At 38.4% G+C, this 26,330-nt stretch carries 18 protein-coding genes; 11 read left to right on the top strand and 7 right to left on the bottom strand.

Translation table 11 applies throughout. The annotated features are described in order from the left end of the window. Positions 1-191 precede the first annotated feature (191 nt). The 3 genes from B0A80_RS16115 to B0A80_RS16105 all read right to left on the bottom strand — a co-directional run bounded on the left by B0A80_RS16115 (position 192) and on the right by B0A80_RS16105 (position 5,981). Complete coding sequence (locus B0A80_RS16115; RefSeq protein WP_089077935.1) at positions 192-3,098, bottom strand: S8 family serine peptidase; 2,907 nt, start codon at positions 3,096-3,098, stop codon at positions 192-194. A 516-nt stretch (positions 3,099-3,614) separates the two neighbouring features. After that, on the bottom strand, positions 3,615-4,922 hold the full coding sequence (locus B0A80_RS16110) for an amidohydrolase family protein (protein WP_089077934.1): 1,308 nt from the start codon (positions 4,920-4,922) through the stop codon (positions 3,615-3,617). A gap of 3 nt (positions 4,923-4,925) precedes the next feature. After that, positions 4,926-5,981: a hypothetical protein gene (locus tag B0A80_RS16105; protein ID WP_089077933.1), complete on the bottom strand. Its 1,056-nt coding sequence runs from the start codon at positions 5,979-5,981 to the stop codon at positions 4,926-4,928. A 409-nt stretch (positions 5,982-6,390) separates the two neighbouring features. On the opposite strand from B0A80_RS16105, the gene B0A80_RS16100 reads away from it, so the two are divergent. The 7 genes from B0A80_RS16100 (at position 6,391) to B0A80_RS16070 (ending at position 14,521) form a co-directional block, all read left to right on the top strand. Further along, positions 6,391-7,317 (top strand): phytanoyl-CoA dioxygenase family protein, encoded by a 927-nt coding sequence (locus B0A80_RS16100; protein WP_233430762.1) that lies wholly within the window; start codon positions 6,391-6,393, stop codon positions 7,315-7,317. Positions 7,318-7,805: 488 nt separating this feature from the next. After that, complete coding sequence (locus B0A80_RS16095; RefSeq protein ID WP_089077931.1) at positions 7,806-10,190, top strand: TonB-dependent receptor; 2,385 nt, start codon at positions 7,806-7,808, stop codon at positions 10,188-10,190. A gap of 31 nt (positions 10,191-10,221) precedes the next feature. Continuing rightward, positions 10,222-10,938 (top strand): HmuY family protein, encoded by a 717-nt coding sequence (locus B0A80_RS16090; RefSeq protein WP_089077930.1) that lies wholly within the window; start codon positions 10,222-10,224, stop codon positions 10,936-10,938. 9 nt (positions 10,939-10,947) lie between these two features. Continuing rightward, a complete protein-coding gene (locus tag B0A80_RS16085) occupies positions 10,948-11,733 on the top strand; it encodes an HmuY family protein (protein WP_089077929.1) in 786 nt (261 codons plus the stop codon). A 14-nt stretch (positions 11,734-11,747) separates the two neighbouring features. Further along, the gene (locus tag B0A80_RS16080; protein WP_089077928.1) at positions 11,748-12,494 is read left to right on the top strand and encodes a DUF5018 domain-containing protein; all 747 of its coding nucleotides are present in this window, start codon (positions 11,748-11,750) and stop codon (positions 12,492-12,494) included. Between the two features lie 79 nt (positions 12,495-12,573). Continuing rightward, complete coding sequence (locus tag B0A80_RS16075) at positions 12,574-13,245, top strand: hypothetical protein (RefSeq protein ID WP_017497173.1); 672 nt, start codon at positions 12,574-12,576, stop codon at positions 13,243-13,245. Between the two features lie 244 nt (positions 13,246-13,489). After that, entirely contained in the window at positions 13,490-14,521 is a 1,032-nt protein-coding gene (locus B0A80_RS16070) for a hypothetical protein (RefSeq protein ID WP_124020580.1), read from the top strand. A gap of 86 nt (positions 14,522-14,607) precedes the next feature. Here the strand turns inward: B0A80_RS16070 and B0A80_RS16065 are convergent, their stop codons facing one another. Together B0A80_RS16065 and B0A80_RS16060 are read right to left on the bottom strand one after the other, a co-directional pair. Beyond that, positions 14,608-15,171: a DUF417 family protein gene (locus B0A80_RS16065; RefSeq protein WP_089077957.1), complete on the bottom strand. Its 564-nt coding sequence runs from the start codon at positions 15,169-15,171 to the stop codon at positions 14,608-14,610. Between the two features lie 86 nt (positions 15,172-15,257). Then, a complete protein-coding gene (locus B0A80_RS16060) occupies positions 15,258-16,109 on the bottom strand; it encodes a helix-turn-helix domain-containing protein (RefSeq protein WP_089077926.1) in 852 nt (283 codons plus the stop codon). A gap of 173 nt (positions 16,110-16,282) precedes the next feature. Between B0A80_RS16060 and B0A80_RS16055 the strand changes: the two genes are divergently transcribed. From B0A80_RS16055 to B0A80_RS16040, 4 genes are all read left to right on the top strand, one after another. After that, a complete protein-coding gene (locus tag B0A80_RS16055) occupies positions 16,283-16,717 on the top strand; it encodes a hypothetical protein (RefSeq protein ID WP_233430761.1) in 435 nt (144 codons plus the stop codon). Between the two features lie 223 nt (positions 16,718-16,940). Next, positions 16,941-18,041 (top strand): efflux RND transporter periplasmic adaptor subunit, encoded by a 1,101-nt coding sequence (locus tag B0A80_RS16050; RefSeq protein ID WP_089077925.1) that lies wholly within the window; start codon positions 16,941-16,943, stop codon positions 18,039-18,041. Between the two features lie 32 nt (positions 18,042-18,073). Further along, the gene (locus tag B0A80_RS16045; protein ID WP_070908161.1) at positions 18,074-21,187 is read left to right on the top strand and encodes an efflux RND transporter permease subunit; all 3,114 of its coding nucleotides are present in this window, start codon (positions 18,074-18,076) and stop codon (positions 21,185-21,187) included. An 8-nt stretch (positions 21,188-21,195) separates the two neighbouring features. Continuing rightward, on the top strand, positions 21,196-22,692 hold the full coding sequence (locus B0A80_RS16040; protein WP_089077924.1) for a TolC family protein: 1,497 nt from the start codon (positions 21,196-21,198) through the stop codon (positions 22,690-22,692). A gap of 139 nt (positions 22,693-22,831) precedes the next feature. Here B0A80_RS16040 and B0A80_RS16035 read toward each other — a convergent pair whose 3' ends face one another. Continuing rightward, on the bottom strand, positions 22,832-23,080 hold the full coding sequence (locus tag B0A80_RS16035) for a hypothetical protein (protein ID WP_017497164.1): 249 nt from the start codon (positions 23,078-23,080) through the stop codon (positions 22,832-22,834). A 289-nt stretch (positions 23,081-23,369) separates the two neighbouring features. After that, the gene (locus tag B0A80_RS16030) at positions 23,370-26,321 is read right to left on the bottom strand and encodes an FAD-binding and (Fe-S)-binding domain-containing protein (protein ID WP_089077923.1); all 2,952 of its coding nucleotides are present in this window, start codon (positions 26,319-26,321) and stop codon (positions 23,370-23,372) included. Positions 26,322-26,330: the final 9 nt, after the last annotated feature.

Raw genomic sequence — 26,330 nt, 5'->3', positions numbered from 1 at the left:
GCTTTGCGGACTTTATGTTTTTTTATATAAAACCTACGCATAAAAAAAACTTAGCGTACTTTGCGTTTAAAAGCCAAAATCTGCAAAGCTTTTCTTTTATAAAAAAAGAAATCGCCTCAAATTTTGCATTGAGACGACTTCTTTCAATTTCATACACTCATTAAAATAATAAGTGTTTCAAGCGAAAAATATTAGTTTTTAATTATTTTTCTGGTAACTACTTTTCCATTTTCAGAGATAAACTGAACGATGTAAATTCCCGGAAGTTGTTTGGAGATGTTTACACTAAATTCTTTTTGTTTATTTGTTTTCTCTTCAAAAACAACCGTATTGAAAATGCTTGTTATTTTTAATGTTCCCTGCTCCTCACTATTTACGGCTATTTTAAATATACCGTTTGTCGGATTCGGATAGATAGCAACAATACGAGATTCAGGAGCTTCAACAAGTGACGTGGCTCCGGCTTTAGTATTCGGTTTAGCTTTTACCAGTGCAAAACGCTCTCCTCCTTCAAGTTCTCCGCTTTTAGCATCTTCCTGAACAAGGTCTAAGGTAATTTGCTCTTCAACAGGAAAATCTTTTGCCACTTTGAAATCAAATGTGATTCCGAAAGTTTCATCGATATCAATAGGCAGGTTTGCTATAGATGCTTCTCTGGAAGTAATAAGGATTTTATTTTTATCTAAAATCTGTACTCCTTTTAAACTTCCATTGGCCTGTGCTCTTTCAAATAGTTTTGGATCCAGTGTAGCTTCAACTGTACCGCCCAAATCAAAGAAATTATTCTTCAACTGTTCGTTAAATCCTCTGTCTATAAATCTCACGTTGATATTTTTAGATCTGATTCCTCTGATGAATACTGCAGTTGGAGGAACAAAATCTGTCGTATTCAGGTTGTAAACACTTAAATTTTTCCAGGCAATATTATTGTTGTTTTTGGTATTTACACCTATACCCACATTAGTTTGTTCATTAAACATCGGATCTTCGGATGATTCTATTCTTGCCGCTAAACAAAAATGGTGTACATCGTAAGTGAAATCAGCAGGATTTGGCGGATACCAAGGAATAACTACTGTAGCATTTCCACCTGCAGCAATTGCCGGAATAGGTACTTCTCCTATATAATCACCATGCAATACAGTCCCTACATAAAAATTAACAAAGTTGGTAGGCCATGTTAATCCTGAAGAAGCTTTTGCAAAATACAATTTCACTTTTCCGGAAGCACTAGGAACTGTTCCTTTATTAGTTACTTTAACATACACTCCGTTTGGAGAGCTTAATTTAAACTCAGGATTTTCATGTGTAGTTCCTCCGTCAATGGTTTGTCTTACCCAGATATCATCACTGATCCACATAGGTCCTGAATCCGGATTAGGTTGTAATCCCACATCAAACGGTCTGTCTTTGATGTAAAGATCCGGTATGGTAATTCCGGTTACCACTGTTGAAAAATTCTGACTTCCGTTGACCAAACTTCCTTTATGGGTTACGGTTATGGTATACGTTCCCGCTGCACCAACAATTCTGATGCGCTCAAAAGGATCTCTGGTATTGTCACCCAATCCGTTTGTTGTCGCAGTAAGCAATCGATATGGGAAATTAGTTCCTGCTCCATTAGTCACGCGAATGTCTAAATCGTTTATCAATTTTGCTGTACCAATATTTGGTGTACTTCCTGAATAAGCAACACCGGCAGGATCTGTCCATGAAATAGAAGCAATCAACGGATTAACTCCGTCTGAAGTTACCGACAATGTATAAGTACCACCATTCACCAGTGTACTTTCCTGAACAATAGACGCTGTTCCGTTTTTTGTAATGGTTTCCGCAGCAAATTTTGCATTCAATAAACCCCATCCAAAAATTGCATCAGGACCAACAGCTCCCGCATCGTCTGCGGTATGCAATGCCAATCCTTTTAGAGTAGCAGCACGCATAAAGTTTCCGGTCAGATTTTTATAATGCTGCTGTAGCAAAAGTAGTGTTCCGGTTACATTTGGAGCTGCCATTGAAGTTCCACTGGCATTACCATAACTGCTATTGGTTAATGGTGTTACCGGATTTGTAAGTGTGGCTGTCGAATAAACAGAGGCTCCGTTTCCGGCAAGATCCGGTTTGATTCTCAAATCGTCTGTAGGTCCCTGACTACTGGATCCGCTAATGGTAACACTTGTTAAAGCTCCTGTTGAACTTATCACAGCGTCATTAGCATTAGCAATCACCAGATTGTTTTTAGAGGTCGAAAATCCTGTAAGTTTATCATAAGCAGTAAAACCTCCTAACGGACTTGTATTTGCAGTGTTATCTCCGCCATCATTTCCGGCTGATTTCACCTGCAGGTAGTAAGGAGCATTAAACATCAGATTGTCCCAGTCTCTGGCAGTAGTTTGATAAGCACCAAACTGCCACGGAGCGATCAGAACTGTTCCAGCAGAATTTCTTGTAGCCCATCCGTAAGAATGATTGGAGATCAACATTCCGTTTGCCGCTGCTGTAGTGGCTTCAGACAAATCGTTAGTCCATTCGTTCGTTCTGGCATTTCCCTGAAAGGCCATTCCTTTGGATGCCGCTACAGTACCTGCCGCAACAATAGTACCTGTTACGTGATTGGCGTGTTGACTGTTGTTACTTCCGGCAACAATAGCAGTAACCCCATCGTTAATTGACACTCTTCCACCAAACTCATTGTGAGTAGGAAGTGTAGCACCGCCATCCCAAACATAAGCCGTCATGTTTTGTCCGTTAAGATTCAGTCCTAAACCACCACCGGAATTCAAGTAATTTGCCCGTGTGGATTTTGCGGCATTTACATTTTCAGTAGCAAAATAGATAGGCGTTTTGCCGTCGGCACTTACATCTACTAATTCGCTTGTGGTTCCATTTTTATTACTAAATGAAGTGCGCCAGCCATTAGTTTTCGCAAGATTACTGATTCTTTGTTTCTTCTGGTCCGCCTCGGTTTGGTATCTCTGACTCAGAGACTGTAGTTCAGACACGTTACTTCCGGACCTAATTTTTGCAATATCATTCTGGGTTTGTGCGTAAGTGGCTCCACAGACACACAGCAACATAATTTTGTATAAATTTTTCATATAATTTGATTTAAGGGGTGAATCATTCTTTATATCTCAAAAATCTTTACAACTAAAAAGGGGGGCTTCTGGTTTCCATAATTTGAATGGTTTAAAGGTTAAATAATTGGTAGAATATTGTAAGATTTAACGTTGCAGTAAGCGTATTTACGAAAGTGCTATTTACCTACAAAATCACTATAGTTTGTAAGATTTTATTTCAAAGATAACAAAACTCGTTAAACTAAACCAAGCATAAAAGAGTATAAATACCTGATTTAAAGATAATTAATAACAAAGAGCTTTTACAGTACAAAATCTTTTGAACCAAAATTTAATTGTAAGAACTACAGTTCTAAAGGGTCGATTTCAGATCGTCTCTTTGCTCTTGCCCTTTCAGGGCAATATTCCTGCTTAACTTAGATCATAGTGCGTTGCACCATGCTTGTGCTTTTGGGCTTTCAGCCTTTATTACCCACAAAAAAACCTCCAGAATCAATTGATTCTGGAGGTTGAAAATTTATCTTACTATTCTAATTAAACAGAGCGAATAATTACAGGCTTTCCGGAATAGTATTTACTCTCTAAATAGCTATTAATATTATTCTTTGCCATTTGATCCCATAGTGAATTCCCATTTTGAAGCTTAGCATTCGAAGCATAATTTCTAAATCCCTGCACCGCCACTTGTTCCAGACTGTCTTTCTCCGTCATAAAATAATCGGTTCCGAACAATATTTGATTGCCATAGGATTTATCCACCTCTCTAAAAAATACTTTATAAAGCTCACTGTTTTCTTTTAAGAGACATTCTGCTACATCATACGATATATCTGTATAAACATTCGGATGCTGAGCCATCAGGTTTTGTATCTGGCTGAACCAGTTTTTTCTTAACACTCCATAAGGATTGATTTGATTGCTATCTTTATTGTTTCCTTCGGAAGCTTGTATCTGATTCACACCACCAAAGTGCGCAAAGCATATCTTAAGATCTTTAATGGTATTCAACATAGACTCATACGAATGTGGCTCAAGAAAATAAGAGCAGCTACTTCTACAGCTTTTTCGGTCATTTCCATTAAAGAGATTTCCGAACAAACCTCCTTTCTCCTCAATAAATTTCGGTACTGCATTCGGTGCTCCATGTATATTTCCAGTATACGGGTCAATGGGATTTAGATTACGTTTAATATAATCTTTATCATAATTATAAATTCCACCCAAATAATAAGTGTGTGTCATTATTGGAACACCATTGTCGGCAGCCCATTCCATGGTCTTCCTAAGTTTTGCGTCAAAAGCATAATGTCCGGTACTTGGATACATTTTTAATCCCTGAAACGGATATACATACGTTCCGCCCACTTCGATTTTAGTTTCGAAATAACGCTCTACCGTTTTCTGAATTTCGTCTCCGCTGCTTTTCCATCTTGGGTCAAGTCCGAAAAAAGGCAAAATATTCGTGGGGTATTTTCTTTTGATATCAATCACTTCCTCTATTTGTCCCTCGAAACCGCTAACGGATCTGCCAACACCTAAATACTCTAAGTTTTGACATAGCGTAACAAACTGAAATGTTTCGTTAGGATATCGGGACATTAAATCTTCAAAAATATCCGTCTGGTATTTACTTTTACCGATTTGAAGGAAGGTAGCATATCTTTTGGCCATTCCTTTATTACTGCTTGCCAACTGTCTGATCAGCCACGCTCCAAGGTTGGTGTTCGTAAAATTATCAACTCCTTTTGCCAAAAATGGAGGCATATACAATTCCAGGAAGTTTTTTGGCGCATTATTCATGGTGAATATATGCGTATGAGCATTTTTGTAATTATTTTCCATAATCTATACTTCTTTAATTACTGTTTGTGCTGTAGAAGTTGCTTTCTTCAAAATATCAAACCAAAACGGAGCTCCTAAACTTGCCGCAAAGGCCGAGATAATGATCCCCAATATTTTAAGCAGAATGCAGGAGAAGGTGAAACAATCTTTTTCTGAACTGCTTTTCACATCGACACATTGCGCTTTTTTCCACCCAATAGGTAAATCTAAGTTGGTTTTTAAACTATCTATTTGTTTGGATAAACCCTTAATATCTTTTTTGGTTGAATTCAGGGCTGCCGTATCAGTTGCCGCACCTTGTCCCGGTGTACCATATTTTGCGCTGAGTACTTCTAATTGCATCTTGTTCTTCGTATAATAATCAATCATGGCGGTTCTTGCCGTTGGATTAGTATCATAATACTTGAACAAAACGATACTGTCGATATTAATGATACAGCTCACCAGAAGCCCGATAATAAACAAACGCTTTCTGGAGAGTTTTTTATACCATACACTGGTTCGGTCACTAAACTGATCAAACCAAATGGTGACTTCTTTAATCAATTCTTCATAAAGGACCTTTTCTGCCACCTCATTTACCGAGCCGGAAGCTCTAATTTTGGCTTTGTTCATGGCGTTTTTCAGCATCAGAATCAAATCGCTTTGTCCTAAATAAGTAATCGCAAATTCAAAATTATTCAGCAGGTCATTGCTGTACTTCTTCTGATGATTTACCTCATCATCCTGAAGCAATATTTTAGCTACCTGAGCATTAGCAACCGTATCCACCAGTACTTCCGCGAGAGTTTTGGAAGTAATTTCGGTTGGCGGCGCTTTTTCCGATTTCGTCAATAATCTGATATTGCTGTTGTTGTACATTAACAATCCCCAATTGATCTGATTGGAAAAATCAAATAGCTTTTCAATAATTTTACTTCTGAAAAACCGACCTCTTTCACTTTTTATTTGTACCGTTAGTTCAAGAATCATACTGCACAATAAGGCAAACAACGCCCAGCTTATGATCAATGAAATAGCGACCTGAACAATAGTGGAGGAAAAAAAACTGATGTCCATTATCTCTGAATTTTAAGTTTTGCTTACTCTTTAAAGGATTTTTAGCATACTCCTTATTGGATGACCTTGGAAAGTAAAAATTCAGCTCTTAACTATGAAAATAGCTAAAAAACTTAGCCGCTTACAATCCATTTATTAGCCCGTAAACTCCCAACAAGTATAAGCAAAAAAGCACAATTATTAATAAGTAAATACACCTGTTTTAGTATGTCTGATGTCATAATTTAAAATCCGATATCTTTATTTTGTTCTTTAACGGAGCGTGACTATAAAATGTGAGATGCAAGATGCAAGATGTAAGATGCAAACCATAAACTAAAGATAAAAACACGTATTTTTACTTTTAGCAGACCGCACTAAATACCTTACTTTTGAAAGTATTGATTTATAAATGATAAAACCTACCGAAATGACAGACTCACTAGCTGTTCTTGAAAAGTTATGGAAACGCACTTTACAGCCGGACGGTTCAACCGTTCAGACTGATGACGAAACCTGGAATGCAGAAATTAAGGCTTTGTTCCAATTGGGTATTGGTATGGAAGACACTTTACAGTATTTGTATTTTGAAAAACCTGATTTTGATACTTTTAAAATATGGATCAGTAACAGAAAACGAAATATCAATTATGAATCTGAAGGTATTACCACTGATGTTCTCTCACAGGAAGATCTGGAATTCTGGAATGAAAACGGTTATGTGGTTCTAAAAAATGCTATTTCGGAGAAAGATTGTGAAGATACACAACGTGCCATCTGGGATTTTCTGCAAATGGATCCTTTTAAAGAAGAAACCTGGTACGAAAGACACGAAGATCAAAAAGGCTTAATGCTTAATTTTTCAGATCATGAGACTTTAAACCGAAACCGATTTTCGACCAAAATTAAAAGAGCTTACGAACAGCTTTACAAAACTGACCAGCTTTACAAAACTATCGATAAAGTAAGTTTCAACCCGCCGGAAACCAGAGATTTTACCTTCTTGGGGAGTCCGCTTCATTGGGACATGAGTTTAAGACAGCCCATTCAGTTTGAAATACAGGGACTACTCTACCTCACCGATTGCGGACCTGAAGATGGTGCTTTTCATTGTGTTCCCGGATTTCATAACCAAATAGACGATTGGTTAAACAACCTTGATCCGAATGTCAATCCCAGAGAAGAAGCAATAAAAACATTGAAGTCGGAGCCCGTGCTCGGAAAAGCCGGTGATTTTATCATCTGGAACAGTGCATTGCCTCATTGTGCCACACCTAATAAGGGTCAGAACCCACGCATGGTGCAGTATCTTACTTATTTACCAAACGATCACAATATTGCAGGAGAATGGATATAGACGTTTTCTCCTAATGGCAGCCTCCCTAATCTCATTTCATTTCGAAATGGGATTTTTTTTTTAAAACTCTATTGCCAACAAAACAGCTCAGTTGTCACACCATTCAAAATCCAAAACAGATAGTATTTAAAATTTTCAAAAGCTATTTTCTATTGTTTTAAGACGATTTTGTACTAACGGGCACTTAAATCACCCGAAGAAGTCACCGTATTTTATGCTTTTTCACCTCTTTTATTTTGTTAAAATTTTCTTAAATACAAAACTTAACTTACTTATCCTTTAAATATCTAAAATACTAATAAACAATAAGCTAAAACCTTTTAGCTGAAGTTTAAATTCACATTGATAATCTTTTACCTACTTAATTTCCGTCCATTCTGTAAAAAAAATACTATTACTACACTATTAATTATTATTTTTACACAGTCTAAATAAGAATAGTGATATGATAATACTCTTATTCCTTTAGACAATGGATAACACACAGAATGAAAAACAAAAATACCAACACTCCTGTCCAAAAAACAATACTTACTTGTTTGCTTGTTTTGTATATAAGTATTGTTCAGGCTCAAAACAGTTCCGATTTTACCGGTTTTGTCTATCATGCCGGAAATCCGCTTCCAAAGGTTCTCGTAACACTGGAGTCTTCAGGCAAGTCAGTAGTATCAGATCGTACAGGGTACTTTTCATTTAGCGGTGTATCCAATGGAACCTACAACATCAGAATCACCACCATGGGATTTAAAGATTACATCCGACAGATTGTTTTGAATGGCTCAGCTATGAAGCCACTGCACATTAATATGGAGCCTGGTATTGATCTGAATGAAGTAAGTGTAAAAGGTCGTTCCAAAAAGAGTAATCCCGAAAGCCTTGTCAATGCTCAGTATAGTGCGATGCCCGTAACCATAATTGATCGTAAAACCATAGAACTAATGGGCAGCCGAAGACTTGATGAGGTTTTAAAAGAGCAGACCGGAATCGCAATTGTCAACAATATTAGTGGTGGAGCACGATCTGTAGGCGTTCAAATGCAGGGCTTTGGCAGCGAATATATTATGGTACTTATTGACGGTCAGCCTATGGTTGGACGCAACAATGGTAATTTCGATCTTTCGAGAATCAGTGTGTCTAACATAGAACGTATTGAGATCATAAAAGGAGCATCTTCCAGTCTTTACGGCAGTGAAGCGTTGGGCGGTACCATTAATATTATTACCCGACACGGCGTAGTTGATCCGCAGCTACAGACTTCTGTAAGTTATGGTTCATTGAACATTCTTGATGCCACTGTAGAAGGTGAAACTCCATTCGCACAAAATAAAGGAACCGCCAATATAGCGGCAAATTATTATCGAACCGACGGTTTTAATACCAATTCAAAATACATTAAAGGCACCACTTCTCCACCCTACGATAATTATAGCTTACAGGGAAGATCACGCTATCAAACCGGTGATAACAGTTATTTAAATTTAAGCGGTCGTTACGGTCTGCGACGTTCTTTTATGCAAAAGGATTTTGGTCTTGGACACATTTCCGGAGATCATCAGGACGAGCAGGATCTTAACCTTTCACTTTCGTTCGATCACCGTTTCAATAGTAACTTAAGAAGCATTACGCGATACTACCTCACTCATTATACCGCCGATATGAGTGTGGCCTGGCAGCAAAGCAATAATGCTGTTAGTCAGGATGTTTTTAAACAGACGCTTCACCGCGTAGAACAGCAATTCTCCTACAGCAATAACAATTCGTACCAGCTTGTTGGTGGCATTGGCGGAAGTCAGGAGAATATGAACGATAAATCGCTGAATGGTGTCAATTCTCTACAGACTTTTTTCTCTTATGTTCAGGGCGAATGGTCTCCTGTTCAGAAAGTAAAAGCTGTGGGCGGACTCCGTTACGATCACACTAATAATTTTGGAGGAAGACTCAATCCCAGTTTTGGATTACAATACTTCATTACGCCTAAACTGACTTTTAAAACAGGTATTGGAACAGGATTTAAAGCTCCTGATTTTAAAACCAATTATTTGGTGTTCTTTAATCCTAACGGAAATTACCTGGTTATTGGTAATGCGGTTCTCGCTCCTACACTACAGCAGTTAAAAGAGGACGGTCAGATTAGTGAAATCAGGCAATATGTGCTCAATCAAACTGCCGGAAATCTTCAGGCCGAAAAAAGTACTTCGTATAATGCAGGATTAGTTTTGGAACCTTCAAAAAAGTTTAAAATAGAAGGAAATCTTTTTTATCATAAAATAACCAATCAAATCAATAGCATTCAGGTCGCTACAGGAACCAATAATCAAATTATTTATACGTATCAAAACCTCCCTAAAGCTGTTAACAAAGGATTTGAAATTGCTTTAAAACTCAGTCCGATAAAGAATCTGGAAATAAGCGCCGGTTATCAATATTTAATTGCTAAAGATCTTAGTGTCAAAGATAGTATCAGTGCAGGTAAATGGCCTTATAGCCAAAACATACATGATCCTGCAACCGGAAATTCGTATAAACCCCGTCCGTCTGATTACTGGGGTATCGAAAATCGTTCCCGCCACATGGCCAATACCTCTATTTTCTATCGCTACACTCCGTGGAAACTTAATGCAAATATCAGGGTTAATTTTAGAAGCAAGTATCCTTTCGGAGATCGAAACGGCAATCAATTCATTGACCAATACGACATTTTTGTGAAGGATTATTGGCTTACTAATGCCAGTATAGAAAAACAACTGTTAAAAGACCATCTCAGTATTCGATTTACAGCTGATAATATTTTCAACTATACCGATCCGTTAATGCCCGGACAGCCCGGAAGAATAGTACTTGCCGGCATAAGCTATCGTTTTTTTAAAGATTAATAAAACAATAATTTACATTAAATATTTCATCATGATAACAAATCATATATTCAAAAAATGGCCTTTAGTACTACTTATTGTAGGTATGAATTTTATTTCCTGCAGCAGTACTGACGAAAATCCAACAGCTAGTCTGGTAGATGGTAAAAGCACCGTAGTTTCAGATCTTGCCGGAGATACCGGAGCTGCTATGAGCACCGACACAAAAGGCAAGGAAAAAAGAAGTTTCCATACTTTTCTTTTTCGCTTTAGCGATCAGAAACAAATCTGGCTGCATACAAAAGCAGATTCTTTACAATTCATGAAAACAAACGACTGGGACATTGCTTTTACAGGGCCTTACAATAGTGAAGTTTTTGTAAACAATACAAAATACCAGTACAATCCCGGTTATGGCGGTCCGGCAAAAAACACAGCGGTAGTCTTATTGAAAGAGGCTTATAAAAATGTCCATCAGGCACCTTCAGATACTGATTTTAACAACAGTGAAGTTACTAAAATCGGATGGTCTTCCTCTGAAAGCTCTGCGGGTTGGTTTTATTACAGCCTGAGCAGTCATATCATGCAGGCTATTCCGGATCGTACTTATGTGCTGCGTCTGCCTAATGGAAAATATGCAAAGCTACAACTCATAAATGCTTACAAAGGCAATCCCCCAGCTGTAACTGATTTAAACTGGCCTGCTCCCTATTTTACTTTCAAATACTTTGTACAGCAGGACGGGAGTAAAAATTTAAGTACCAATTAATTGAATAACATGACAAAAATCAAAACCCTAACCCAAAAAATGCCCGGAATCCTACTGGTCGTTTTTCTTCTAACCGTTTTGTTTACGGCCTGCTCAGCAGACGAAAATAAGGCAACCGATCCGAAAACCGAAATTCCTTCAACAGGTTTATTCTATAAAGTAATACAGGTAAAAAACTATCAAGGGAGTACTTCTGATGCAAATCCTACTGCTCCTTCAGCAACACTTTACTACAGTCTTGAAGAAAACAAAGCTGTAGAGGGATCTTATAAAAAAACCCGAAAATGGGATCTGGCTTTTGGCGGACTTTACGCGAGCTTTTTATCCGGAAACAATGGCAGCAACTCACAAAACAACGGCTCTCTTGCGGGAGGTATAGGTGGAATCACGATTGTAGCCAAACCTTTTAATGAAGTTATCGATATTCCTGCAGACAGTCAGTTTAAAACCGGAATTGACCTTATTGGTACTGATGATGCGGGCTCATTTGGAAACGGAACAGGATGGTACTTGTATGATTTTGGAGGTGAAGTGGTATCGAATGGAAAGAATCCGCAGAAAGCGCACGTGGCCTATGCACTTGGGGAATCGCTTAAAATAGCAAACGGTACTGTAATTCCAGCCAGAACGATTATCCTGAAAACCGCTAACGGTAATTACGCAAAAATCAAAATGATATCTGTTTATAAAGATGTATACAGCCCTAAGGATTGGTTTAAAGACACTCCGCACATGTATTACACTTTTGAATATGTAATGGTACCGGCGGGAAGTACCAAATTTGAAATCCGATAACCAATTTAATTCACATGAATAGTAAAATTACCCCATTAAAAACAAACTTATTCGCTTCAGCTTTTACCCTACTTACTCTGTTAACGGGATGCAGCAGTGAGGAAGAAAGATGGACAGATGTAAAAGAAGCACCAATTACAGAAATAGTTACCGGTCTGGATGCTAAAAGAATTGTATCTTTTCGTGTAACCAATCCGGGCACCGCTCAGGCCATCCATAGTGCTGTAAATAATCTGAAGAAGACCATTACAGTTTACCTCCCTTCTTATTATGAGTATCAATATCTTGAAGCTGCCATAACATTACCGGCAAATACCACTATTTCTCCTGCCGCAAAAGAACTGATACCTGTTTTTAGCAAAACTCCGATAACCTATACCACAAAAGCGGCAGATGGAACAACCGCGGTTTACACGGTGAACGTTGTCATACAACAGCCTAAATTAGTCGTAAATGAAGTATCAAGTCCAACAGAAACTTTCTCGATTAGTAGCGATAGTCCGCTTACGGTAAAAGGGCAAAACTTCCTGCCGTCTTATGAGGTGACAAAGGTGTTTGTGGTAGATGCGCAAGGCAACAAGAAATGGCAGATGAAGCAATACAATGAAGGTCTTGATATTGGAAGTTTTTATGTCATGTATGTTTTTGCAGATGCAGCCAATACAACTATACCTCTTCAACCGGATACCGATTACTGGTTAATGATGGAAAGTTATAATCTGTCCACTACCATGAAATATCCGTTCAGGATCACCAATTAAATATAAGAAAATAAAAAATGCCTGTTTACACTGCGAGGGTAATGAAAGAAGCCAATTAATCTATCAAATATAAATCATTATGAAAAAAATAATTCTATCAATTTTAGCAGTGGCTGCTATTTCATTTACATCTTGTAGTACTGACGAACAAAATGCCGAAACACAAGCGGTAGCAAAAGAACAATCGCAAGGATCAAATTTAACTAAGAAATCTGCTTTAGCTCTTTGTACTGTTACTTCTACCTCTGTTACGGTAAACAGAACTGCTGCACCATCTTCTACCTATACGAACTGGACTCCTGTTGCGGCTGCAATTGGAGGTGTTAACGTTCAATGGGAAGGTATTTACGGAGGTTCAATCCGTCCGGTAGGTAATGCCGGTAAATGGTATGTGGGTACTGTTAACTTAAATCAGACTTGTGATGACTGGGATAGCTGGAACTCTGCTATTGTAGTTAAAAACGCATCTGGTAACGTAGGTACTTCACCGGCAGATCCGTACAATGTTTTAGGATACAACGGAACTATATCCGGAGCAAATTATGGCTTAGGATACTACTCTTACAACATCCTTACACATGTTATGACTCCTGCAAAAGCTATTGTAATCTGGAGAACTAATTCTGGTACAAATTCACAATCAGTTACTAGCCCTGCATCAGCATTAGAAGCTTACCTGGTTAAGGTAACCAGCATTACTCCGGGATCTTCAAACAGTACTGTAAACTATAACTGGACTCAGGTAAAATAATTAACAACAGCGTAAAAAAAGAACATGGGAGCACGAAATAGATAAAAGTAACTGCAGCAAAGCTGACCGGCGATCGACTGCAAAATACCCTATTCCCTAAATCATTCCCCCATGACCACAAACGGCTCTGTAAAATTACCGTAAGCATTGTAAAACAGGCATTTTAAAAAATAATAGCCCGCTTATTCAATAAGTAGCAAAACTAATAAATAAAATCAAGTAAAATTATATAGACAACACAATCATGACTAAAAGAATACATAATCCTGTCTTTTTATACCAAATGACCCTGCTTTTTATAGCGTTGGCATGTGTTTCGTGCGAAACGGAGTATATCGACAAGGTAAATACTATTCCGGCCGATGTTATAAAAGTTCCGGGTTACACCCATATTGAATCTTTTACCATTAAGGATACTGAAAACAACGCGATTAGTGCGGCTCTGACTGAGGAAAATATAGTAATTACCTGGAGCAACCACATAACACTTCCTGAAACAGTTAAACCGGAAATCATTCTGGGTACCGAAGCTACTATCTCTCCGGCATCTGGTGCAGAGGTCGCTTTTAAAGACGGTACCGTTTATACCGTTACATCAAAAGCAGGTACTACAAAAAAATATACCCTAAAAATAGATTTCAGACAAAAGGAACCGCGAACATGGACTTCAACTCAGGAAGAACCGTTAGCCAAAGGTTTTATGGCAAAAATGACCAATCGTGGTACGAGCGATCCGGCGATCATCAATGATTTATGGATGAGTCTTAAAGATACCAGAGTTTACTTTGTATCTGCTGCCGATCAAAAAACAGAATACACAGCAGAAATCGTGTACTTAGGCAACGGTGAAACTGCGGCGCCTTTTCTAGAATATGGAGTGTATTACTTTCTTCCGGAAAATATGCCGCTGGGATTATATGATCTTCGCATAAAAAATGGAGCTTACACCCTTCAAAATGCCAGTGTAGAAAACAGATTTAAAATTGAGGTAACGGAACCTGACTATTTCAAAACAGAGAGATTTGGTTTTCCAACTACTAAACGTTCAGGAGAAACTCTCGAAGTCCGAGGCGGTTTGTTAAATGAACTTACTGCAGTAGAAATTTACAATACCAGTAACACTGCTGTCACATATCCTTTAGAAATTGTAAGTCTTACTTCTTATAAAGCGGTACTGAAAATTCCGGCCGGAGTTCCTGTCGGAGCATACAACAGAATGAGATTTAAAAGAGGTACCGCAACCTCAAATCTAAGTTATGCCGTAACCGTGCAATAATTTTGAGCTTTAATAATTGAAAATGCAAAAGCCTTTAGCTGCCCCGAGCGCTAAAGGCTTTTCTGATATTACTGTGATTTAGTTTTTTAAGACTGTCTCTTTAGATACAATGCGGCCGATTCGCTCATCGTAATTAAGGAAGCTCCCAAAATCACAATGTCTTTCAGAGCCAGACGCCCTCTGCCTGACAAATAAGGAAAGCCATATTGCTCATCCGTTAAATGCGGCACCCAGCTTTCGGGGGTAGTTACTAAAAAAGATAATGTCCCTATAGTCAGTATAAAAACCAATATACTTCCGATCAGACTTGCCAAAGGTGCCCATTGATGTATCGCTACCAGAATCCCTATTCCGATTAACAAAATTCCAAGACCATTGGCAAACCCATACGTATTATTGGAGATCTGCCATTCGTGGTTTTCGGTAACAAGCTCCCCTTCTTTATTGACAAATTCCTTGTACTCGGTGGGCTGATTGTAAAAGAAAGACATAAAGGGGCTGTTGGCTACAAAAGGTACGATTCCATCTGCTTCGTAGGTAAAAAACTTAAGTCCGCCAATCCATAAAAAAACAATTACGATTCCGGCACGTACTGCTTTTTTCCCTAACTGATCTAAATTTGCAATTGTATTCAAAATGGTATTTTTCATTGCTGTAATTTTTAAATTATTTGTTTTTAAATAACACAGCAAAACTACCTTTCGAAGGTTTGGCAAAGAATGGACGAAAAAGGATATTAACTAGACAAATCTGCCACAATTGAAATTCCGGTTGTTTTTCTAAAGGTTTGCGGAGAAATGTTTGTCCTTTTTTTAAAGACCCTGCTAAAATAGTATTCGTCCTGAAATTTCAAAGCAAAAGCAATTTCTTTAATACTCATTCTGGTCAGGTGCAGGTGTTTCTTAGCTTCAAGAATTTGTCGTTCCTGAATCATTTGCGTTGGAGTTTTATGGAAGCGTTTTCTGCATTGCTTGGTAAAATTATTAGAAGTCATCGCTAATAAGGACGCATAATCACTTGGTTTGTGAAGGGTCAGAAAATGCTCCTCCAAAAGTAGCCTAAACTGATCCATTTTTTCATCTTTTTGAAGTTCCTGCTTCTCGATGCTGTTCATTTTGATACTGCTCGATTTGGCTAAGAACAACTGAATATAAGCTCTCAATACAATCTCGGAAGGAGTTTCCTGCTTTAGTTCATCCGTAATCTGATCCATTAATTGTGTATATAATTGATGCTGGTCAACAGTTAATGGTATAGAAGGCTCTAAATATATATTATTAAAGAGTAAGCCATTACAAGCGACTTCATTCCTATGATATTCAATACAATAGAAGTCACCATGAAATTGTAAAACACTATATTTAAGAGGTTTATTTTCTTTTATATAAATAGATTGTTGAGGTGTTGAGAACAAAAGAACCGGACCTCTAAAGTGAAAAGAGGCAAAATCAGCATGAAAAATTCCCTCGCCTTCACTAACCAATAAAACAGTATACTCGCTAAACTGAACAGGTTTATTCAAAACAAAATGTTCTGATCCATCTGTTCCTAATAAAAATGTGCCCTGTTGGGAGAATACTTTATTCATTTCAATAATTTTAGTGCTTCTTTCTCTTTTTACAAAATTAAGAATGAATTCTGTTTTTATAACATCAAGCCTCTATAAAACCATCCTAGAAATGAATGGTGTCTTTCCGGAATGTTATCCTATCCTCAATTTTTAATATTTTCTTAAAATTTTAAGAATCCTTTATTTTGCAAATGCCTATATTTGGCCCATATCAAATAGAAGTTGTCTTTACAGACGACAAGCTACAATTCTTTACTGCATACATGAAACCATTAAAGTTCATAGGTATTATTTTGCTGTTCTTACTCCCTTTTCTAAGTGGAGGAGAATCTGGTAAACATACTGCTGAACTTACGATTTGTCAGCTTCAGGAAAACTTCACTGCTTCAGAAGTACCTCAATTTTCGTCTTCCGCTTTGGTTAGTCCCGAAGATCTTGACATTCATTTCATTGTCAAAAAGAAGATCAAACACCGTGCTACAACTTCAGACAGCAGTACTTTAAAAACACCGTACTATACCAAATTAGTACCATTCAGAATTTTCAAAAATCGCTTAATTTATGGTATGGCTACGGTCTACCAGATTCAGCGACATACCCATCTGCACCTTTACCAGTTATTCTAGGTCATAATCCTTTTCATTTTTATATTTCTCTTAGCAATGCACTTTCTGTGTTTTATTGTAAAGGAGAGCTTGTGATATAAAAATATTTTATCCAAACGTTACTGCTGTCTAAAAGCAGTAGTCGTTACAATATCCCTTATTTAACATTTAAATTATTCATGTCTCCCTGCAAATCAATGTTGGGGAGCACCTTCATTTATATACCCCTATTTAAAAATTCATTATGAACACTACAAAAAATCAATTCTTGTTAATTGTTTTATCTGTTTTATTTCTGAGCTCTTGTGGAGATAAAACCAAAAAAGAGACTTCAAAAATCAAAACACTGCCCGTCTACAAAGTCACCTTGCAGGACACGATCGTTTCTAACCGGTTTGTGGCTGATGTGCACGCCAAAAACAATGTAGAAATACACGTTCGCATTCCCGGATTACTGGATAAGGTTTATGTGAGCGAAGGACAAAAGGTACATAAAGGACAACTACTCTTCAAAATCAGTGATGTCGAGCTGCAAATACAATTACTAAAAGCTCAGGCCGTCTACAAAAGTACCATGGCAGACCTTAGAATTGCCACAGTCGAGCTTGAGCAGGCACAAACCCTGTTTAACAAGAAAGTAATCGCCGATAAAGAACTGGAACTTTCTAAAGCCAAATATGAAGCCGCTTCTGCCAAAGTTGCCCATGCAGTTGCTGAACGCAAAGCAATCAATCAGCAGATTAGTTTCACCACTATCACAGCTCCATTTGACGGAACGATCGATCGTATCCCGTTCAAAGAAGGCAGTCTTGTAGAGAATGGCTCTCTACTGACAACGGTTTCTCAACTCGATGATATCTACGCTTACTTCTCGATCCCTGAAAACATCTATTTCCAAATGATGACCGACAAGAGTCTGAACAAACCAGGCGGCGACATTAAACTGGAATTACCAAATGGAGTCGTTTACAACCAAAAAGGAGAATTAAGAACTGCCGACGGTGAAATTGACCGACAAACAGGTTCTATTCAGTACAAAGCAAAATTTCATAATCCGCAAGGTTTTATCAAACACGGAACATCGGGAAAACTAATTATATCAGAACCTAAAAAGAATGTGATTCTAATTCCACAGAAAGCTGTTTTTTCGATTCAGGACAAACAGTTTGTATTTCTTGTGAACAAAGAAGGAATTGTAAAAATGACCAACATTAGTATTGGAAGTACGCTTGACGATGTGTTTATCCTCAACAAAGGATTAAAAAGCGATGACCTGATTGTACAAGAAGGAACTCAATCACTACGGGACGGTGACAAAATTAACATCCAAAACGCAAGCTTATAGTTCCTTATTAATTAGTCTCAAAAAAATATAAAATGATAGAGTTATTTATCAAACGAAAAATACTATCGTTAATCATTTCGGTTATGATAGTGCTCCTTGGTATACTGGCCTTGTTTCAGTTGCCTATTACACAATTTCCTGATATTGTTCCGCCATCTGTAACGGTAACGGCTAAATATACAGGAGCCAATGCCGAAGTTTCGGCCAATGCCGTCGCACTGCCTTTAGAGCGCGCTATTAATGGTGTTCCCGGTATGACCTATATGTCAACGGTCACTTCAAACGACGGTCTGACGCTGATACAAGTCTTTTTTGAAGTAGGAACCGATCCGGATCTGGCAGCTGTAAACGTTCAAAACCGTGTGACTACTATACTCGATGAGTTGCCGGAAGAGGTAATTCGCGCCGGAGTAACGACCGAGAAAGAGGTGAACAGTATGCTGATGTATCTGAACATTACGAGTACAGATAAAACTCAGGACGAGCAATTTATCTTTAACTTTACCGATATCAACATTCTACAGGAACTGAAACGTATTGATGGTGTCGGACGTGCTGAAATTATGGGCCAAAAAGAATACTCGATGCGGGTATGGCTTGATCCTCAAAAAATGCTCTCCTATGCTATATCAGCAAATGAGGTAATTGCTTCTCTTCAAAAACAAAACATCTCTGCTGCACCCGGAAAAGTAGGTGAAGGTTCCGGACAATTGGACAATCAGCTTCAATATGTGATCAAATACGGAGGGAAATTCTACGAACCAAAACAGTATGAAGAAATTCCGATTCGTGCCAATTCAGATGGAACTATTCTAAAATTAAAAGACATCTCTAAGATCGAATTTGGATCGATGAGTTACGGAATGGTTTCTAAAACCGATGGTAAACCTTCGGCTTCTATCATGCTAAAACAACGTCCGGGTTCAAATGCTTCTGAAGTAATTGCCAGCGTAAAAGAAAAGATGGCCGAACTTCAAAAGACTTCCTTCCCTCCCGGAATGGATTACAATATTGCTTACGATGTATCGCGCTTTCTGGACGCATCGATCGATGAGGTTTTAAAAACACTTATCGAAGCCTTTATTCTGGTAGCCTTTGTGGTTTTCATTTTCCTGCAAGACTGGCGCTCTACTTTAATACCGGTTTTAGCCGTACCAGTAGCGCTTATTGGTTCGTTTGCTTTCATGTCGATGATGGGCTTTTCGATCAACCTGCTAACCTTATTTGCTTTAGTACTATCGATCGGAATTGTGGTCGACAACGCCATTGTAGTAGTCGAAGCCGTCCATGTCAAAATTTCCGAAGAACATATGGCTCCACTTCCGGCAACGATAAGTGCCATGAAAGAAATTACGGGAGCTGTTATTGCCATAACCATAGTAATGAGTGCCGTGTTTATTCCTGTTGCCTTTCTTAGCGGTCCAGTTGGAGTTTTCTACAGACAGTTCTCTTTAACCATGGCGATTAGTATTGTAATCTCAGGAATCAACGCACTTACTTTAACTCCTGCACTCTGTGCTATTTTGCTTAAACCGCATAATCCGGACGAAAAGAAAACCTCTCTACTGAATCGTTTCTTCGACGGTTTTAATAAATGGTTTGATAATGTAACTGCAGGTTATATCAGAATACTGGCCAAATTTGCAGACCGAACTACTGTTACAGCCGGATTATTGGTTTTATTCTGTCTGCTTACCTGGGGAACCAGCAAATTTGTTCCGGGTGGTTTTATTCCTTCTGAAGATCAAGGGATGGTTTATGTAAGTGTGACTACACCTCAGGGAGCCACTGTAGAACGTACTGAAAAAGTACTGGATGAGGTTACCCGATTAGCCAAAGAAATTAAAGGTGTCGACAACGTGACCACTCTTGCCGGATACAGTATTGTAACCGAAATTGCAGGAGCTTCTTACGGAATGGGTATGATCAATTTGAAAGACTGGAACGATCGCGATATCTCAGTAAACGAATTCATCACCAAACTGGGAGAGAAAACAAAGAACATTTCTGATGCTCAGATTGAGATTTTTGCACCGCCAACGGTACCCGGTTTTGGAAATACAAGCGGGTTTGAACTTCGCTTACTCGACAAATCGGGCGGAACGATTACTAATACCGACGCCGTAACCAAAAATTTTATCAAGGAACTCAATGCTTCGCCAGAAATACAAAACTCTTTTACCAGTTTTGATGCTACTTTCCCACAGTATTTGATTCATATTGATTACGATCAGGCAGCTAAAAAAGGAGTTTCTGTAGACAATGCGATGTCGACTCTGCAAACGATGCTGGGTTCTTTTTATGCGACTAATTTTATTCGTTTCTCACAAATGTATAAAGTAATGGTTCAGGCCAGTCCTCAATTTAGGAAGAATCCCGAAAGTATTCTGGATATGTACCTTAAGAATGATGCCGGCGAAATGGTTCCGTTCTCTACTTTCATCAAACTGGAACGTGTGTACGGTCCCGAAGTTTTAACCCGATACAACATGTACATGTCGGCTATGATTAACGGAGAACCTGCTGACGGATACAGCTCCGGTGAGGCAATTGCCGCTGTAGAGAAAATCGCTGCCGAAAAACTTCCGGGCAGGTTTGAACTGGAATGGTCGGGTATGACACGTGAAGAAATCCTGTCGGGGAATCAGACGATTTACATTTTTGCTTTATGTATACTATTTGTCTATTTACTTCTTGCTGCCCAATACGAAAGTTTACTGCTTCCGTTTCCGGTACTTTTAAGTTTACCTGTAGGGGTGTTCGGATCGTACCTCGCGCTGTTAATGGTTGGACTCGACAATAACATTTATGCCCAGGTAGCACTCGTCATGCTGATCGGATTACTCGCCAAAAATGCCATTCTGATTGTAGAATTTGCGATGGCGCAGAACAAAATTGGACGGGATATTACCGAGGCTGCCATCGAAGGAGCCCGACTGCGTTTCCGACCTATCTTAATGACTTCTTTTGCTTTTATTTCAGGACTGATTCCTTTATGTATCGCCTCGGGTGCGGGAGCCGTTGGTAACCGATCGATTGGTACGGCAGCCGCCGGAGGAATGTTCATCGGAACGGTGTTTGGACTTGTTATCATACCGGGTCTTTATATACTGTTTGCCAAATTTGAAAAAGCACTGAAAAAATAAACACAATAATGAAAAAATCACTAAATCAATATAAAGCAGTTACTGATCAAAACTATAAGTTTAAGTCATTTTCACTCTTACTGGTGGCCGGAATTCTGTTATTGACAGCTTGTTCTGCTCCAAAAGTTAATGATAATCTGGCTGCTAAAACACTGCCCAAAAATTTCGATGTTACTTCAAAAAAAGCTGCTGACAGCGGAACAACTTTTGTTCCGCTGCAAACAGCCACTTATTTTAAGGATGAAAAACTAGAACAATTATTAGACAAAGCGATGGCTCAGAATCCGGATTATTTAATCATGGAACAGCGTATTCTAATAGCTAACTCGCATCTGAAAGCGGCTAAACTGGCTTTATTACCTTCATTGGATTTTCAGGCCGATGCTTCGGGAACTCGTTATGGAAAATACACCATGGAGGGTGTTGGAAACTTTGACACTAATTTGTCTCAAAACATATCCGACAGACAACGAATTGCAACGGGTACTACCCCAAACTTTTTTCTGGGAGGAAAAGTATCCTGGGAAGCTGATATATGGGGAAAGCTAAGCAATAGGAAGAAAGCCGCACGTGACCGCTATTTTGCCTCTCAACAAGGAATGCAATTGCTGAAGACTAAATTGTTAGGCGATATTGCAGAGCTGTACTACGAATTGGTAGCCTTAGACAAACAAGCACTAATTTACAAGCGAAACCTTGATACACAACAGCATGCATTGGATATCGTTTCGGCACAGCGATCTGTTGGAAAAGCCACAGAACTTGCCGTACAGCAATTCAATGCGCAAAACAACAATATATTGGCTGAAGCAGAACAATTAAATCTTAAAATCGATCAGGCAGAAAAGGCACTACTTACGCTGCTTGGAGAATACGGCGGGAAAATTGAAAGAAACACTGATTTTTCGTCGGGTTATCTTAAAGTCTTAAATCAAAAAATAAGTGTAGACTCTATCATACACAAAAGACCCGACGTATCGGAAGCTTACTTTGAATTGAGGGCTACAAATGCAGATGCTAAAGCGGCTCGCGCAGCCTTCTTTCCAACTCTAAATTTAGGTGGATACGTAGGAATGAACTCTTTTTCTTTGAGTACTTTTTTTGACAGCGGTTCGTTTGCCTGGCAATTATTAGGCGGAATCACTGCTCCGATATTCAATAAAGGACAAATCAAACAGGAGTTTTTTACTGCCAACCGAAGACAGGAAATTTCTTTTCTTCAGTATCAAAATACCATTACAACCGCTTATAACGAACTAAGTGCTTTACTGCACCGAACTGAAGCTTTTGAAAATGTGCTGAAATATAAATCTAAAGAGATTGAGCATCTTGAAATTGCCGTAAATGTGTCCAATGATTTGTATTTGAGTGGTTATGCCAATTACCTTGAAATTATCAATGCACAAAAAAACAAATTACAGGCCGAACTTGATTTTGTAGAGATTCAGTTGAAAAATGCAAATGCACAGATCTTACTTTACAAAGCTTTAGGAGGTGGGATGTGATAAACATTCTGTTTCAGGTTTCAACTTGAAACTTGAAACTTAGACTTTGGACAAGCTTTTCTAAGATAAAGAACCCCGTTTCTGTACCGAAACGGGGTTCTTGTTTTTTATGCATTATTTATCGTTTACTGTGAAAGTATCATTTGTAAAACGAGATTGTATCTGTTAGGTTTTCTCTGTGTATAAAAGCTGTAATAAACTCCTGAACTTCGTTGGTACTTTCAGATCGTGTTTCAAAAGAGTTAATATGAAATTCATCATCCTGATCCAGAATATGTATGATTTCTGTATACCCTTTAGAAATTAAACTTCCTTTAAGTTTTATAATGTTCAACTGTTGGCGACCATCTAATTCCTTGCGAACTTTTAGTTTTATAGCTTTTTCCATAATAGATGTTTTAAAATGACAAACCTTTAACCTCTACTCAAATTTAAATATTATTCCTTTGAATGCTTGTTAAAAAAATAAACATAAGCTATTATTTATCAACAAACTATAAACAATTGATTAACAAGTTGCCACAGTCCTGATTACCGGAGATAAAAAAAATCGTTCGTCGGAAACTATTTCTACTACACTTTTTTTTTTTGAAAGTTAAACACTTTAATTTCAGTAATAAAATCTATTTTTCTACATTTTAGAATTATTTAAAAACTCAAAAAAGGTCTATTACAGCCTATTTTAACGCTTTATACAAGATCTCAACCGGATGTTGTGCTTTTCTACCCGTACCATCAGTAATCTGATGCCTGCAGCTGGTACCTGAGGCAGAGATTAGAGTGGCTTCTTCTTCAGAACGAATGGTTGGAAACAAAACCAACTCGCCAATTTTCATCGACAACTCATAATGTTCTTTTTCATAGCCAAAAGACCCAGCCATACCACAGCAACCACTCGGAATGTTTAGAACCGTATAATTTTCGGGCAAAGCCAGTACTTTTTTAAGAGGCACCAATGACGATAAGGCTTTTTGAAAACAATGCCCGTGCATGCGTATACGTTCCTGCCTATCGGTAAAATTACTTGAAGAAATCCTGCCTTCCTCCAGCTCTTTTGCCAAAAATTCCTCGATCAGGAAAGCTTTTGCAGCATAGTTTTTTGCTTTCACTTTTAACTCTCCTCGACATAAATCGGGATATTCGTCCCGAAAAGTTAAGATCGCCGAGGGTTCAATTCCGATCAGAATACCATCCTGTGGAATCGCCTGCTCAAAATCCTTAATATTTTGTTCTGCAATTTCACGTGCTTCTTTTAACATTCCTTTCGAAAGATAAGTTCTGCCGCTAATCCCAATTTTTGGAATTTCGACCTGATACCCCAAACGATTCAGTAATTGTACCGCAGTCTGCCCTATTTCAACATCATAATAATTTAAAAATTCATCATTGTACAGGTATACTTTTCCGTTACTAAAATCACCCTTTTGACGATACGTTTTCATCCACTTGGCGAAAGTAATTTTGTGCATCAAAGGCAATTTTCGTTCTGTAGCAAATCCTGTTGTTTTCTTAACCACATTCCCAAAAGCCCCTTTTGTGGATAAATTATACATCCACGGAATCACTGCAAACCATTTGTTTATTTTAGGAGTATTTCCGATAAGTCTGGAACGAAATTTCACTCCATTTTTATCGTGATAGTGTTGTAACGTTTCGGCTTTTAATTTGGCCATATCCACATTCGAAGGACATTCTGATTTACAGCCTTTGCAGCTCAAACACAAATCTAAAACGGCAACAAGATTGTCATCACCAAACTTATTAGCCTGGGTAGAGTTGGTTATCGTCTCTCTCAACATGTTTGCTCTGGCGCGCGTGGTATGTTTTTCATCGCGTGTGGCCATATAACTCGGACACATGGTACCACCACTTTTCTCGGTTTTTCGACAATCTCCGGATCCGTTACACATCTCGGCAGCACGCAAAATTCCATTATGTTCCGAAAAATCAAAATAAGTTTCCGGCATCGGGGTATCCTGTCCGGCTGTATATCTCAGACTGGTATCCATTGGTGGTGTATTCACAATTTTACCGGGATTGAAAATACCCCAAGGATCCCAGATTTCCTTAATCTGAACAAACAATTGATAGATTTCCTCTCCTAACATCAGCGGAATAAATTCCCCTCTAAGCCTTCCATCTCCATGTTCACCGCTTAAAGAGCCTTTGTATTTTTTTACCAAATGCGCAATGTCTGTTGCAATAGTTCTGAAAAGCGCCGTCCCTTCTTCCGTTTTTAAATCAATAATCGGACGAAGATGTAATTCTCCTGTTGCCGCATGTGCATAGTGCACACAATTTAGATTTCGCTTTTTTAAGATCGCATTAAAATCTTCTATAAAATCCGGTAAATCATTTACATCTACTGCTGTATCTTCAATTACGGCAACCGCTTTGGCATCACCGGGAATATTAGACAGCAAACCCAGTCCTGCTTTACGTAAAGCCCAAACTTTATTGGTATCCTCACCATAAACAACTGGGAAATGATACCCTAAATTTTTAGAACGAAGCAAAGCTTCCATTTCTTTGGCAATGGTCTCAATTTCTTCAGGAGAATCTCTTAAAAATTCAACGGCTAAAATTGCCTGAGGATCTCCCTTTACAAAAAAACGATTCTTACTTTGTTCAATATTTTCTTTTGTACATTCCAGAATATAATGATCGATTAATTCCACACTATCCGGTTGAAATTTTAAAGCCTCAATATTGGCTTTAAGTGATTCATTAATACTTTCAAAATGAATGCATACCAATGCAGAATAAGGTTTTAACGCGTCGACCAAATTCAATTTTATAGCAGTAGAAAAGAACAAAGTTCCTTCTGATCCTGCTATCAGCTTGCAGAAGTTGAATTGCTCTTCTGAATCTTTAAAAGGCATTGTATCGGCCAGTAAATCTAAAGCATAACCGGTATTTCTTCTGGGAATTGATTTTTTAGGAAAATGGTCTTCAAACAAAATTTGGTTTGATGCTGACGATAGTATTTCTTTGACCTGAACATAAATGGCCTGTTCCAACGGACTTACGACGTTAATTCCGTTACATTTATCTTCAAATTCAGCATTGGTTAACGCGCCAAATGTCACTTCGTGACCATCGGCCAAAAAGCCTTTGATTTCAAGCACGTGTTCGCGGGTCGATCCATAAATAACGGATCTCGCACCGCAGGCATTGTTGCCCACCATTCCGCCAATCATACAGCGATTGCTCGTCGAAGTTTCAGGTCCGAAAAACAACTTATAGGGTTTCAAATGAAGGTTTAGTTCGTCACGTATAACTCCGGGCTCGACCCATGCCGTTTTAGAGGCCTCATCTACCGATATAATTCTGGTAAACTCTTGTGAAATATCTACTATGATTCCGTTCCCAACAACCTGTCCCGCCAACGATGTTCCGGCAGCACGCGGAATTACACTGCTTTTATGCTCTCTGGCAAAAGCAATGATCTTCTGAATATCTTCCTTTGTTTTTGGAATGGCAACTGCGAGCGGCATTTCTTTATAGGCACTCGCATCAGTTGCATAAAGCAAGCGCATGGTATGATCGTAGAATAATTTACCTTCTAATTGTTTTTCGAGACTTTCAAGAGGAACGGTAGCCTTAGAAAGAATAGTATGGTTATTCATTTTAATACT

It is taken from the genome of Flavobacterium tructae (genome assembly GCF_002217475.1).
GTDB lineage: Bacteria > Bacteroidota > Bacteroidia > Flavobacteriales > Flavobacteriaceae > Flavobacterium > Flavobacterium tructae.
This window is presented reverse-complemented; position numbering and strand designations above follow the sequence as displayed.

Excerpts from the sequence above, each read along its gene's own strand:
- B0A80_RS16115 (WP_089077935.1), bottom strand. The coding sequence starts at position 3,098 with ATGAAAAATTTATACAAAATTATGTTGCTGTGTGTCTGTGGAGCCACT.
- B0A80_RS16110 (WP_089077934.1), bottom strand. The coding sequence starts at position 4,922 with ATGGAAAATAATTACAAAAATGCTCATACGCATATATTCACCATGAAT.
- B0A80_RS16105 (WP_089077933.1), bottom strand. The coding sequence starts at position 5,981 with ATGGACATCAGTTTTTTTTCCTCCACTATTGTTCAGGTCGCTATTTCA.
- B0A80_RS16100 (WP_233430762.1), top strand. The coding sequence starts at position 6,391 with ATGACAGACTCACTAGCTGTTCTTGAAAAGTTATGGAAACGCACTTTA.
- B0A80_RS16095 (WP_089077931.1), top strand. The coding sequence starts at position 7,806 with ATGAAAAACAAAAATACCAACACTCCTGTCCAAAAAACAATACTTACT.
- B0A80_RS16090 (WP_089077930.1), top strand. The coding sequence starts at position 10,222 with ATGATAACAAATCATATATTCAAAAAATGGCCTTTAGTACTACTTATT.
- B0A80_RS16085 (WP_089077929.1), top strand. The coding sequence starts at position 10,948 with ATGACAAAAATCAAAACCCTAACCCAAAAAATGCCCGGAATCCTACTG.
- B0A80_RS16080 (WP_089077928.1), top strand. The coding sequence starts at position 11,748 with ATGAATAGTAAAATTACCCCATTAAAAACAAACTTATTCGCTTCAGCT.
- B0A80_RS16075 (WP_017497173.1), top strand. The coding sequence starts at position 12,574 with ATGAAAAAAATAATTCTATCAATTTTAGCAGTGGCTGCTATTTCATTT.
- B0A80_RS16070 (WP_124020580.1), top strand. The coding sequence starts at position 13,490 with ATGACTAAAAGAATACATAATCCTGTCTTTTTATACCAAATGACCCTG.
- B0A80_RS16065 (WP_089077957.1), bottom strand. The coding sequence starts at position 15,171 with ATGAAAAATACCATTTTGAATACAATTGCAAATTTAGATCAGTTAGGG.
- B0A80_RS16060 (WP_089077926.1), bottom strand. The coding sequence starts at position 16,109 with ATGAATAAAGTATTCTCCCAACAGGGCACATTTTTATTAGGAACAGAT.
- B0A80_RS16055 (WP_233430761.1), top strand. The coding sequence starts at position 16,283 with ATGCCTATATTTGGCCCATATCAAATAGAAGTTGTCTTTACAGACGAC.
- B0A80_RS16050 (WP_089077925.1), top strand. The coding sequence starts at position 16,941 with ATGAACACTACAAAAAATCAATTCTTGTTAATTGTTTTATCTGTTTTA.
- B0A80_RS16045 (WP_070908161.1), top strand. The coding sequence starts at position 18,074 with ATGATAGAGTTATTTATCAAACGAAAAATACTATCGTTAATCATTTCG.
- B0A80_RS16040 (WP_089077924.1), top strand. The coding sequence starts at position 21,196 with ATGAAAAAATCACTAAATCAATATAAAGCAGTTACTGATCAAAACTAT.
- B0A80_RS16035 (WP_017497164.1), bottom strand. The coding sequence starts at position 23,080 with ATGGAAAAAGCTATAAAACTAAAAGTTCGCAAGGAATTAGATGGTCGC.
- B0A80_RS16030 (WP_089077923.1), bottom strand. The coding sequence starts at position 26,321 with ATGAATAACCATACTATTCTTTCTAAGGCTACCGTTCCTCTTGAAAGT.